We start from the raw sequence: 11920 nt of genomic DNA on the forward strand, positions 1-11920 counted from the left end.
ATGAGCTCAGATGCTGCAAAGGGCACCAGGACCTTCACCCTGCCGGACGTCGGCGAAGGCCTCACCGAAGCCGAGGTCGTCACCTGGAAGGTCGCTCCGGGCGACGCCGTGGCGATCAACGACGTGATCTGCGAGATCGAGACGGCGAAGTCGCTCGTGGAGCTGCCCTCCCCGCATGCGGGTACCGTCGGCGAGCTGCTCGTCGACGAGGGCGCCACGGTCGAGGTGGGCGCGCCGATCATCACCTTCGTCACGGATGCCCCCGCACCGGCCGCGAAGCCGCAGCCGGCCGCACCCGCCGCCGACGAGGGCGGCGGCTCGGTGCTGGTCGGCTACGGCAGCGGCGGAGGAGCGACCTCGCGCCGCAAGCGTGCGGTCGAGCACCCGGTGCGCTCCTCGGTCGGCGTGATCGCCAAGCCCCCGATCCGCAAGCTCGCCCGCGACCTCGGCGTCGATCTGACCGCCGTCACGCCCACCGGCGCCGACGGTGAGGTGACCCGCGACGACGTCGTGCAGCTCGCCTCACAGGCGAGCGTCTTCCGCAACATCTCCACACCCGAATGGGGCGATGTGCGCGAGGAGACGGTGCCCGCACCGCAGCTGCCGGCTGTCGGCCTCGCCCGCGGCCTGCAGCCCGGCAGCGACCCGGCGCGCTCGGAGGCCATCCCGGTCAAGGGCGTACGCAAGGCGAGCGCGAACGCCATGGTGCAGAGCGCGTACACCGCACCGCACGTGACGGTGTGGAAGGAAGTCGACGCCACCCGCACGATGGAGCTCGTCAAGCGGCTCAAGGCGTCGCCCGACTTCGCCGACATCAAGGTGTCGCCGCTGCTCATCATGGCGAGGGCGGTCATCTGGGCCGTGCGCCGCACGCCCATGGTGAACGCCGCGTGGATCGACACCGACGACGGCGCCGAGATCTCGGTGCGGCACTACGTGAACCTGGGTATCGCGGCCGCGACGCCGCGTGGCCTGCTCGTGCCGAACATCAAGGACGCGCAGGATCTCGGCATGCGCGACCTGGCCCGCGCCCTGAACCGGCTGACGCTCACCGCTCGGGAGGGCAAGACGAGCCCGGCCGATCAGCAGGGCGGCACGATCACGATCACGAACATCGGCGTGTTCGGGATGGATGCCGGCACCCCGATCATCAACCCCGGCGAGGCCGGCATCGTGGCGATGGGCACGATCAGCCAGAAGCCGTGGGTGGTCGACGGCGAGGTGCGTCCGCGCTGGGTGACCACGGTGGCCGGCTCGTTCGATCACCGCGTGATCGACGGCGACGGCATGAGCCGGTTCATCGCCGATGTGGCATCCGTGCTCGAGGAGCCCGCACTGCTGGTCGACTGACCTGCGCTTGTCTGATCACGCCGACTCGTCGCGTGCCCGGGCCGGACGCGTCAAGGGGGCTGGCGCGGCCGCCGCCGCGCACGTAGCGTACGGGCGACGTCGAGCGAAGGAGAGGATCCCGCATGACCGACACGGTTCCCGACCAGAAGCACACCGACGAGGCCGCCTGGTGGCGTCAGGCGGTGGTCTACCAGATCTACCCGCGCAGCTTCGCCGACGCCAACGGCGACGGGATCGGCGACCTTCCCGGCATCCTGTCCCGCGTCGACTATCTCGCCGACCTCGGCGTCGACGCGGTGTGGCTGAGCCCGTTCTATCCCTCGGCGCTCGCCGACGGCGGGTACGACGTCGATGACTACCGGGATGTCGATCCGCGACTGGGCACCCTCGACGACTTCGATGCGATGGTCGAGGCGCTGCACGCACGCGGCATCCGCGTCATCGTCGACATCGTGCCCAACCACACCTCGAATCGGCACGAGTGGTTCCAGGAGGCGCTGGCCGCCGGGCGCGGATCGGAGGCCCGCGACCGGTACATCTTCCGTGAGGGCAACGGCCCCGACGGTGCGGAGCCGCCGACGGACTGGGTGTCGGTGTTCGGCGGCCCCGCGGCTCGCACCCGCTGATCGACCGCGACGACGTGCACGAGATCTACGCCGAATGGCGCCAGGTGTTCGATTCGTACGATCCGCCGCGGACCGCCGTCGCTGAGGCGTGGGTGAGCACTCCCGAGCGCCGAGCGAAGTACGCGTCGGCGGAGGGGCTCGGGCAGGCGTTCAACTTCGACCTGCTGGTCGCCGACTTCGATGCCGTGGAGTTCCGCCGCATCATCGCCGACAACCTCGCCCAGGCCACGCTCAGCGGCTCGTCGACCACGTGGGTGCTCTCGAACCACGACGTCACCCGACACGCCACCCGATACGGGCTGCCGCCGCTGAACGGCCGGCACGTCAAGCAGGGCACGGAGTGGGTCGCCGCCGGCGGGCCGGAGGAACAGCTGGATCGCGAGCGCGGTCTGCGCCGGGCACGCGCGGCGACGCTGCTGCTGCTCGGCCTGCCCGGCAGCACCTACGTCTATCAGGGGGAGGAGCTGGGCCTGCACGAGGTGGCCGCCATCACGCCGGCACAGCGTCAGGATCCGGCCTTCTTCCGTGGTGCCGAGTTCGACGGCCTCGGACGCGACGGGTGCCGCGTGCCGCTGCCGTGGACGGCGGACGGCTCCTCCTTCGGCTTCGGGTCCGACGGCGCGCACCTGCCGCAGCCGGCGTGGTTCGCGCAGCATGCGGTGGATGTGCTCGCCGGTGACCCGTCGTCGACGCTATCGCTGTACCGGGATGCGCTGCGCCTGCGGCACCGGCTGCAGACCGACGAGAGCCTCGAGTGGCTGAAGACCGACCGCGTCGACGTGCTGCGCTTCGCTCGCCCGAACGGATGGCAGGTCGTGGCGAACTTCGGCACCGAGTCCTTCGATCTCGAAGCGGATGCCGAGCACGTCGTGCTCGCCAGTCGGCCGGTCGCCGGCGGCATCCTGCCCGGCGAATCCACCGCCTGGATCGCACCCCGCGACTGAGGGGTCGACCCGCACGTCGCCGCGGGTGGTGCGGGGATTCATCGACGAGCGGGTCGTGCTGTTGAGAATGATTCTCATATGCATTAGGTTGGACGGCATGCAGAAGTTTCACGCCGCTCTCTCGCTCGCCGCCGCATCCGTCCTCGTGCTCACCGGATGCTCTTCCGCACCCGGCGCCGCGGATGACGGCACACTGCGCGTCGTCGCCTCGACGAACGTGTACGGGGCGCTCGCGGCAGAGGTGGGCGGCGACCGGGTCGAGGTCACGAGCCTGATCGACTCCGCCGAGAAGGACCCGCACTCGTACGAGGCGACCGCCCGCGATCGCCTCGCGGTACAGCAGGCCGACCTGGTGATCGAGAACGGCGGAGGCTACGACGGCTTCGTCGAAGAGCTGCGCGATGGGTCGGATGCGGTCGTCATCACGGCCGCCGAGTTCTCGCACGACTTCCCCGGCGGCGAGGACGGACACGACCACGCCGAGGAGCACGCGGAGGGCGAGCACGACCACGCCGAAGACGAGGCACACGTGGACGAGGCCCACGCCGAGGAAGAGCACGACCACGCCGATCACGACCACATCGAGGGCTTCAACGAGCACGTCTGGTTCGACCCGCACACCATCATCCACGTGGTGGAGCAGATCGCCGCGGATCTCGGCGAGGCCGACCCCGAGGGCAAGGACGACTACACGGCCAACGCCGAGAACCTGATCGCCGAGCTCGAGGGCATCGAGGCCGAGCTCGACGAGTTGCACACCGCCCTCGAGGGCACCCCGGTGTTCATGACCGAGCCGCTGCCCGGCTACCTCGCCGCCGCTGCCGGACTCGACGACGCCACACCGGAGGGCTTCGCCTCGGCGGTCGAAGAGGGCAACGACGTCGCCCCCGCCACGCTGCTCGCCGCGCTGCAGCTCATCGAGGACGGCGGCGTCGACGCGCTGCTCACCAATGCGCAGACCGGCGGAGCCGAGACCGACAAGGTGGAGGACGCCGCCGAGACGGCCGGCATCCCGGTCGTGACCTTCTCGGAGCTGCTCGAGGCCGATCAGTCGTACGCTGAGTGGATGCACGACGCGATCCAGAGCCTCGCCGACGCGCTCGAGAAGTGAGCGAGGGCGCCGAGCCGATCAGCGCTGAGCCGGTCCTCCGCATCCAGGGTGCGGCGCTGCGCCGCGGCGACCGCGAGCTGTGGGCCGGGCTCGACCTCGAAGTCCACCCGGGGGAGTTCATCGCCGTGCTCGGACCGTCCGGATCCGGCAAGACCACCCTGCTGCGGGCCATCCTCGGCCTGCAGATGCTGTCCAGCGGCAGCATCCGCGTCGGCGGAGAGCCGGCACGCCGCGGCGACCCGCGCATCGGATACATTCCGCAGCAACGCCCGCTGCCGCCCGACACGAGCATGCGCGCCCGCGACCTCGTCGCCCTCGGCGTGCAGGGCACGCGTTTCGGCCTGCCGATCCCGCGCCGCGGAGACAGGGCGAGGGTCGACGCGCTGCTCGCCGGCGTCGGCGCGACGCACTACGCAGACCGTCGCGTCGGCATGCTTTCCGGTGGCGAGCAGCAGCGCCTGCGCGTCGGCCAGGCCCTCGCCGATGCGCCCATGCTGCTGCTGTGCGACGAGCCGCTGTCGAACCTCGACCTCGCGAACCAGCGCGGCGTGACCGACATCATCGACCGCGAGCGGCGCGACCGCGGCGCCGCGGTGCTCTTCGTCACGCATGACATCAACCCGATCCTCGACCGCGTCGATCGCATCCTGTACATCGCCGGCGGGCGGTTCGTGCTCGGCACGCCCGATGAGGTGCTGCAGAGCCGCGTGCTGACCGACCTCTACGGCACCCCGGTGTTCGTACTCCGCGCCGGCGACCGCCTGGTCGTCGTGGGGGTGCCGGATGCCGAGCCGCACCACGAGCACGACGATGACGCCGCATCCGGAGCGCACGCATGAGCCCGCTCGTCGACTGGAGTGACGTCTTCTCTTTCCAGGACTACGGGGCCCTGCTCGCGCTGCTGTCGAACTCGCTCATCGCCGGAGCCGTCCTCGGCCTCGTGGGCGGGCTCATCGGCGTGTTCGTGATGCAGCGTGATCTGGCGTTCGCGGTGCACGGCGTGAGCGAGCTGTCCTTCGCCGGCGCCGCGGCGGCGCTGCTGTTCGGCGGCAGCGTCGTGGCCGGCTCCATCGGCGGCGCGCTGGTCGCCGCGATCCTGATCGGCGTGCTCGGCGCCAAAGCGCGCGATCGCAACTCGATCGTCGGAGTGCTGATGCCGTTCGGCCTCGGCCTCGGCATCCTCTTCCTCTCGCTCTACGAGGGTCGAAGCGCCAACCGCTTCGGCCTGCTCACCGGTCAAATCGTCTCGGTCTCCAGCCCCGACCTGGGCTGGCTGATCGGCATCAGCATCGTCGTGCTCGCGGGGCTGCTGCTGATGTGGAACCCGCTGCGCTTCGACTCGCTCGACCCCGAATCGGCCGCCGCCCGCGGCGTGCCCACCCGCACCGTGAGCCTGGTGTTCATGGTGCTGCTCGGGCTGATCGTCGCGGTGAGCGTGCACATCATCGGCGCGCTCCTTGTCATGGCCCTGTTGGTCACGCCGGCGGCCGCCGCGATGCGCGTCAGCGCCGGTCCCGTCGCAGTACCCCTGCTGGCGACGCTGTTCGGCTTCGTCTCGGCGGTGGGCGGCATCCTGCTGGCCCTGGCCGGCACCCTGCCGGTGAGCCCGTACATCACCACCATCTCCTTCCTCATCTACGGCGGATGCTGGATGGTGCAGCGGGGTCGCCAGCGCGTCCGCCGCGCGTGACCGGAGATGACATCATGTATCCCGGGGCACGAATTCTTCAGAAAGGTGACGGCCGGTGAGCGAGACGCACGAGTCCGACAACACGCAGAACGGCGATTTCTTCGACCAGCTGCTGACGACGACGCCTGGCAAGGAGCACGCCTCCTTCACGCAGGCGTTCCGCGGGTACGACAAGGGCGAGGTCGACGCCGCCGTCGCCACTCTGCGCGACCAGCTGAAGCGGATCACCGCCGACCTCGAGCAGGCCGACGCCCGTCGCCGCGCGGAGGTCGACGAGGCCCGCGAGCAGAGCGAGGCCGAGCTGCAGGAGCTGCGTGCCGAGAGCGAGGAGCGGGTCGCGCGCCTCGAGGACGAACTCGCGGCGGTGCGCGCGCAGGCAGAGGATGCCGCCGCGCAGGTGGCGACGCTCGCCACCGAGCTGAGCGAGGCTCCTGCTGACGCCGATGAGCCGCAGAGCCGGCAGCAGTTCGAGGCGGTGCTGCGCGTTGCCGAAGAGCAGGCCAGTGTGCTGATCCACAACGCCGCGACGCAGGCCGAGCGGCTGCTGGAGGCCGCGCGCGAGGAGGCCGAGGCCAAGCGCGCCGAGCTGGAGGCGGATGTCGCACGCATCCGCGAGCAGGCCGAGCACGACGCCGCGCAGGTGCGCCTGAAGATCGACACCGAGTACACCGCGCACGAGGCGCGTCTCGAGCGGGAGGCGGCGCATGCCGCCGAGAAGGTCGTGCAGGCCGAGCGCGAGGCCGCGACGCTGCGCACCAAGGCCGAGAAGGGCGCCGCGGCGCTGCGCGCCATGGTCACCCGTGAGACCACCGACCAGCGTGCCGCCGCCGAGCGCGACGTGCGCGAGATGAACGCCCGCGTGCTGGAGTTCGAGGAGACCCTCACCCGCCGGCAGGACGACGCGCAGCAGGAGTTCCTGGTGCTGCACAACCAGGCCGTCGCCCACGCCGAGCGCATCACCAGCGACGCCAACGAGCAGGTCGCCGCGTCGCTCGAGCACGCGCAACGCATCTCGGCCAAGGCCGAGGACTACGAGCGGCTGATGCGCTCGCAGGCGCAGGCGATCGAGGCCGACGCCAAGGTCAAGGCCGGCGAGACCCTCGACCGCGCCCGTGCCAAGGCGCAGAAGATCGTCGAGACCGTCACCGCCCACGCCACCGGCGCACTGCGCGATGCCGAGGACCGCACCCGTCAGCTGCGCTGGCAGCAGCAGCAGCTGAACAGCTTCATGTCCGAGGTGCGCGAGCTCATCCGGCCGGAGGGCGTGCTGACCGGGCCGGCCGCCGGCGCGTCGGGCCCGGCAGCATCCGATGTCGACGACGAACTCGAGGACATCCTCGACGAGGACGCTGACGGAGCCGTCGACGCCGACGTCGAGGACGCCGAGTTCGCCGAGGACGACGCCCGCGCCTGAGCATCCGGCCGCCCGCCGGATGCTCCTGCCTGCGTCGCCGCTTTTCGGCGACGGCCGGGCCTCGCGCCCCGCGACCGTCCGGCCCGGACACAGGCGCGCGGCCTAGACTCGGAGCATGGCTCAGCGGAACACCTGGCAGCGCGAACGCGTGCGCGATGCGCTCGCGGATGCGCGCGGCTTCGTGAGCGCGCAGACACTGCACGCCGAGCTGCGGCTGGCGAACACGGGCATCGGCCTCGCCACGGTCTATCGCGCGCTCGCCGGGCTCGCGGCATCCGGCGAGGCGGACTCGCTGCAGAGCCCCGAGGGCGAGGCGCTGTACCGGGCGTGCACCACGCAGGGGCACCACCACCACCTCATCTGCCGGTCATGCGGACTGACCGTCGAGATCGAGGCGAAAGACGTCGAGCAGTGGGCCAAGCGCACGGCCGCCCTGCACGGCTTCCGCGACGCCGAGCACGTCGTCGACATCTTCGGCCTGTGCGCCACCTGCGCCAATCGTCTCGACGCCGCTCCCGCGGACGGCGGAACCACCGGAGACGCGGCGTGACGTCTGCCCCTCCGCAGCAGCGCATGCCCCGCACGGACACCGCTGCCCGTCGGCTGCCCGCCCGCCGGCCGCCCGTGGCTGCAACCCTCGCGATCGGCGCGGGTATCGTCGCGGTGCTCGTGCTCATCGACCGGTTCGCGCCCGCCCTCTTCGCGGCTCCGCTGCCCACCCGCGCGCAGGACGGCCTGACCCTCTCGCTGAGCGTGCTCATCGAGGCGCTGCCGTGGGTGATCCTCGGCGTCGTGCTGTCGATCGTCGTGCAGGTGTGGCTGCCCTCCGATGCGGTGCAGCGCTGGCTGCCCCGCAACGCCGGGGCGCGCCGTGCCGTGCTGTCGCTGCTGGGCATGTTCATCCCGGTGTGCGAGTGCGGCAACGTGCCGTTCGCGCGCGGCCTGATGATGCGCGGTCTCGCACCGGCCGAGGCGATGACCTTCCTCATCGCCGCGCCGATCGTGAACCCCATCGTCATCCTGACCACGCATGCGGCGTTCGGCTGGGACGGCGGCATCCTCGTCGCCCGTCTCGTGGGCGGCTACCTGATCGCCAACCTCATCGGCTGGATCCACAGCCGCCGCGCCGACCAGCAGGAGATGCTCACCGAGCGCTTCGTCGCGACCTGCGCGCATGTCGCGCATGAGCCCGGCACGCCGGTGCGGCGCAGCCTCACGCAGTTCCTCATCGAGCTGCGCGCGGTGATGCCCGCCCTCGTGATCGGCTCGGCGCTCGCCGGAGCCGTGCAGGTGCTGGTGCCGCGCGACGTGCTGCTGGCGGTCGGCTCGAACCCCGTGCTGTCGATCGTGGCCATGGTGGCGCTCGCCATGACCGTCGCGATCTGCTCGAACGTCGACGCGTTCTTCGCCCTGTCGTTCGCCTCGACGTTCTCGTCGGGCGCGATCATCGCGTTCCTGCTCGTCGGCCCGCTCGTCGACGTGAAGATGATCGCGCTGCTGCGCACGACCTTCACCGCTCGCGTGCTCGCCGGCGTCGTCGGCGTGGTCGTGCTCGCCTCGTGCGCCATCGGTCTGGGGGTGAACGTCTTTGGATGATCCCCACGCGGAGCGGATGCTGCGGCGTCGAGCTCTGCTCACCCGGTGGCTCGGGGTGGGCCTTGCGACGGTGGTGGCCGTCGTCACGCTCGGCCTCGGCCTGACCGGCCGGCTCACGCTGTACGTCAGCCCGGAGACGGTGTGGTTCGCCTGCGCGGCCGCCGCGCTGACCGTCATCGCCGCGGTCTGGTCGTGCACCCTGCCGCTCGGAGCAGAGCAGGACCACGATCACGATCACGGCACTGCCGAGGCGGATGCCGCCGCACCCCGCCGCCGCACGGCCGGAACCGTCGCCACCGTCGCCGGCGGACTGGTCGCCTCGGGCGTGGTGATCGCCGGGCTGGTGCTGCCGCCGGCGTCGCTGTCGGCCGAGCTCGCGATGTCGCGGGCCGGCGAGACCACCACGCTGTTCGCCGGAGCCGACGACGTCACGCTGGGCGTCGCCGACACCACCACGTTCGGTGTGGGCGAATGGGCCAGCGCGTTCGCCACCGCCAGCCGACCCGAGGCCTACGACGGAGCGTCCGTCACGCTCACCGGCTTTGTGACCCCGTCGGATGCCGGCGGGCTGAACCTCACCCGCATGGTGATCACGCACTGCGTGATCGATGCGCAGCCCGCATCCCTTCCGCTCGCCGCGGCGGACGAGGGCACGTACGACACCGGCCAGTGGATCGAGGTGACCGGCACCGTGCGCGCGGATGCCGACGGCACGCTGCGCATCGAGCCGTCCGAGGTGAACAGGATCGCCGAGCCGAAGGATCCGTATGAGTACTGACGGATCCGGCGCCCCGCTCACCCGAGCCGAGCTCCGCGCGCTGCGTGCTGCCGAGCAGACCGCCGCCGACTCCGCCGCATCCGCTCCCGCCGACACCGGCACTGACGCTGCTGCCGCGCCCGCTCCGGCGACCGCCGCATCCGCTTCTGCCGCTCCCGACACCGACGCCGCCGCATCCGCTCCTGCCGCTCCCGACACCGACACCGACACCGACGCCGCGCCCGCTCCGGCGGCCGAGACGCCGGATGCCGAGACGCGGGATGCCGAGCCGATTCGCTTCGAGCAGCCAGCACCTGGCGTGTCGGACGACCGTGCGGAGCCGGCCCACCCGCCGAAGCGCGGCCTCGGCCGTTCGTCCCGCGCCCTTCTCGCCGTGCTCGGCGTGCTCGTGCTGGTGGTCGGCGTGCTGGGCGTGATCAGCGTGACCCAGGGGCCGCGACTCAGTCAGATCCAGGTCGACGCGGCGCAGGCGATCGAGACGTCCGGCAGCCGGCTCATCCTCACCGCGAACCAGCGACTCGGCACCATCGACGCCGAGCAGATCACCGTCGAGCCGGCCGTGCCGTTCACCGTCGATGCCGCCGGCCGCAGCGTCGGCATCCGCTTCACCGTTCCGCTGCGCGACGCGACGCAGTACACCGTCTCCGTCGCCGGCGTGACGTCGTCGGGCGGGGGCCCGTCGTCGAATCTCACCACCTCGTTCACCACGCCGTCCTCGCGCATCCTGCTGCTGCAGCGCGACGTCGACGGCGATGACAAGATCTTCACCACCGACCTCACCGGCGAGAAGGCGACCGTGGTGTTCCAGCATCCGCGCATCTCCGACTACCGGGTCACGGCCGGTCTGCTCGTCGTCGCCGTGGAGGAGGATGACGGCTCCCGGCTGCTCGTGATGCGCCGCGACGGCTCGCAGCAGCGCGAGCTGACGCTGCCCGGTCAGGGCTACGTGTCGTCGGTGCAGGTGTCCGACCGGGGCGGCCTGGTCGGCTACAGCTACTCCGACCGAGAGCTCAGTGAGGATTCCGGTCGCGCCAGCGTGCTCGTCACCCAGCCGCTGAGCGGTGCCCAGGATCCGCGCATCGTGCAGGTCGATGGTGCCGACGCCAGCGTGGCGGACTGGCGATTCGTGCCGGACTCCTCATCACTGCTGTTCATCGACTTCGACGGCTCGCTGGGCGTGGAGGACCCGTCGACGGATGCCGGGGTGCAATCCATGGGGCTCGCCGCCAGCATCCTCGGCGTGAGCCGTGGCACCTACACCGCGATCATCGAGTGCGCCGACGCGCGGATCGTGACCCTCGACCTCACCACCGGCGAGGAGGGCGAGCTGCCGGCATCCGAACCCGACTACGGCGACGCGACCTCCATCGAGCCTGTTCCCGGCGGGACCCTGCGACACATCGTGCAGCGCGACGCATCGGGCATGCCGACGGGGCAGGCGGTCGTCGAGGTCGCCGACGACGGCACGGCCGAGGTGATCAGCGAGGTCAGCGGCACCGACGCCATCTTGCAGGTCTGCGGCTCGCCGAGCGGGCAGTACGCCGCCGTGGTGGTCGCGCCCGACCTGCCGAACAACGATTACGACGACATGCTGCTGCCGCTGCCGTCGACCCTGCACACCCGCCTGGTCGATCTGGCCGGCGAGACCGAGCTGCCCACGCTGAGCGGCTTCGACATCTCGTGGTGCCGGCTGGCGCCCAGGCCGTAGAGACGAATGTCCCGGATGCTGCGCCCCGCGGAACGCTCAGACCTCGCCGGTCTGCCGCTCGAGGTCGCCCCGCGGCTGCTCGGCGGTGAGCTGAGCACCGTGGTCGACGGCGCCGCGGTGACGCTGCGCATCACCGAGGTGGAGGCGTACCACGGCCGCGGCACCGGCGAGGTTCCCGATCCCGGATCGCACGCCCGGATGGGCCCGACCGCCCGCAACGCCACCATGTGGGGCGAGCCGGGGCACCTGTACGTCTATCTCAGTCACGGCATCCACTCCTGCGTGAACGTCGTGTGCGGTCCGGCGGGCACGGCAGGCGGTGTGCTGCTGCGTGCCGGAGAGGTGCTCGACGGCACGGATGCGGCCGTCGCACGCTCGGGTCGCTCGGGTCGTGATCTTGCACGCGGCCCCGGCCGGCTCGGGCAGGTGATCGGTCTGCGTCATCCGCGGCACGACGGCGTCGACGCGATCACGGGTGAGCCCCTGCATGGCGCCGTGGCACGACTGCGGCTGGGAGAGCCGCTTGCCGAGATCGAGAGCGGACCGCGCGTCGGCGTGGCGGGGCGGGCGGGCACGCACGCGTACCCGTGGCGGTTCTGGATCCCCGCCGACCCGACCGTCTCGCCGTTCCGGTGGGGGAGGGGCGCCGCCGCCGCGGCGCTCGACCTGACGGACTGACCGCGGCCGCACGGGAGAAGACAGC

10 protein-coding genes and 1 pseudogene are annotated in these 11920 nt (G+C 71.4%); all 11 read left to right on the forward strand.

The features are described from left to right. The 11 genes and pseudogenes from ACFWH5_RS06100 to ACFWH5_RS06150 all read left to right on the forward strand — a co-directional run bounded on the left by ACFWH5_RS06100 (position 1) and on the right by ACFWH5_RS06150 (position 11895). The gene (locus tag ACFWH5_RS06100; protein ID WP_378832889.1) at positions 1 to 1350 is read left to right on the forward strand and encodes a dihydrolipoamide acetyltransferase family protein; all 1350 of its coding nucleotides are present in this window, start codon (positions 1 to 3) and stop codon (positions 1348 to 1350) included. Between the two features lie 122 nt (positions 1351 to 1472). Further along, a pseudogene (locus tag ACFWH5_RS06105) lies at positions 1473 to 2920 on the forward strand (alpha-amylase family glycosyl hydrolase). Positions 2921 to 3017: 97 nt separating this feature from the next. Continuing rightward, positions 3018 to 4031 (forward strand): metal ABC transporter solute-binding protein, Zn/Mn family, encoded by a 1014-nt coding sequence (locus ACFWH5_RS06110; protein ID WP_378832891.1) that lies wholly within the window; start codon positions 3018 to 3020, stop codon positions 4029 to 4031. Next, the gene (locus ACFWH5_RS06115) at positions 4028 to 4870 is read left to right on the forward strand and encodes a metal ABC transporter ATP-binding protein (RefSeq protein ID WP_378832893.1); all 843 of its coding nucleotides are present in this window, start codon (positions 4028 to 4030) and stop codon (positions 4868 to 4870) included. The genes ACFWH5_RS06110 and ACFWH5_RS06115 overlap by 4 nt, the downstream gene beginning before the upstream one ends. Then, positions 4867 to 5721 carry a metal ABC transporter permease gene (locus ACFWH5_RS06120; protein WP_378832896.1) on the forward strand — a complete coding sequence of 285 codons (855 nt, stop codon included), beginning with the start codon at positions 4867 to 4869 and terminating at the stop codon, positions 5719 to 5721. Before ACFWH5_RS06115 ends, ACFWH5_RS06120 begins: the two co-directional genes overlap by 4 nt. A 55-nt stretch (positions 5722 to 5776) precedes the next feature. Continuing rightward, positions 5777 to 7135 carry a DivIVA domain-containing protein gene (locus ACFWH5_RS06125; RefSeq protein ID WP_378832898.1) on the forward strand — a complete coding sequence of 453 codons (1359 nt, stop codon included), beginning with the start codon at positions 5777 to 5779 and terminating at the stop codon, positions 7133 to 7135. Between the two features lie 115 nt (positions 7136 to 7250). Beyond that, positions 7251 to 7685 (forward strand): Fur family transcriptional regulator, encoded by a 435-nt coding sequence (locus ACFWH5_RS06130; RefSeq protein WP_378832900.1) that lies wholly within the window; start codon positions 7251 to 7253, stop codon positions 7683 to 7685. 23 nt (positions 7686 to 7708) lie between these two features. Next, the gene (locus tag ACFWH5_RS06135; RefSeq protein ID WP_378832902.1) at positions 7709 to 8731 is read left to right on the forward strand and encodes a permease; all 1023 of its coding nucleotides are present in this window, start codon (positions 7709 to 7711) and stop codon (positions 8729 to 8731) included. Continuing rightward, positions 8724 to 9509 carry a TIGR03943 family putative permease subunit gene (locus tag ACFWH5_RS06140; RefSeq protein ID WP_378832905.1) on the forward strand — a complete coding sequence of 262 codons (786 nt, stop codon included), beginning with the start codon at positions 8724 to 8726 and terminating at the stop codon, positions 9507 to 9509. Before ACFWH5_RS06135 ends, ACFWH5_RS06140 begins: the two co-directional genes overlap by 8 nt. Next, positions 9499 to 11217: a hypothetical protein gene (locus ACFWH5_RS06145; RefSeq protein ID WP_378832907.1), complete on the forward strand. Its 1719-nt coding sequence runs from the start codon at positions 9499 to 9501 to the stop codon at positions 11215 to 11217. The genes ACFWH5_RS06140 and ACFWH5_RS06145 overlap by 11 nt, the downstream gene beginning before the upstream one ends. A gap of 15 nt (positions 11218 to 11232) precedes the next feature. After that, entirely contained in the window at positions 11233 to 11895 is a 663-nt protein-coding gene (locus tag ACFWH5_RS06150; RefSeq protein WP_378832909.1) for a DNA-3-methyladenine glycosylase, read from the forward strand. The last annotated feature ends 25 nt before the right edge of the window (positions 11896 to 11920 follow it).

Source organism: Microbacterium sp. NPDC058345 (genome assembly GCF_042723855.1).
In the GTDB taxonomy this organism is placed as follows: Bacteria; Actinomycetota; Actinomycetes; order Actinomycetales; family Microbacteriaceae; genus Microbacterium.

Coding starts and splice junctions, on each gene's coding strand:
- ACFWH5_RS06150 (WP_378832909.1), top strand. CDS start 11,233: ATGCTGCGCCCCGCGGAACGCTCAGACCTCGCCGGTCTGCCGCTCGAG.
- ACFWH5_RS06130 (WP_378832900.1), top strand. CDS start 7,251: ATGGCTCAGCGGAACACCTGGCAGCGCGAACGCGTGCGCGATGCGCTC.
- ACFWH5_RS06135 (WP_378832902.1), top strand. CDS start 7,709: ATGCCCCGCACGGACACCGCTGCCCGTCGGCTGCCCGCCCGCCGGCCG.
- ACFWH5_RS06100 (WP_378832889.1), top strand. CDS start 1: ATGAGCTCAGATGCTGCAAAGGGCACCAGGACCTTCACCCTGCCGGAC.
- ACFWH5_RS06120 (WP_378832896.1), top strand. CDS start 4,867: ATGAGCCCGCTCGTCGACTGGAGTGACGTCTTCTCTTTCCAGGACTAC.
- ACFWH5_RS06110 (WP_378832891.1), top strand. CDS start 3,018: ATGCAGAAGTTTCACGCCGCTCTCTCGCTCGCCGCCGCATCCGTCCTC.
- ACFWH5_RS06145 (WP_378832907.1), top strand. CDS start 9,499: ATGAGTACTGACGGATCCGGCGCCCCGCTCACCCGAGCCGAGCTCCGC.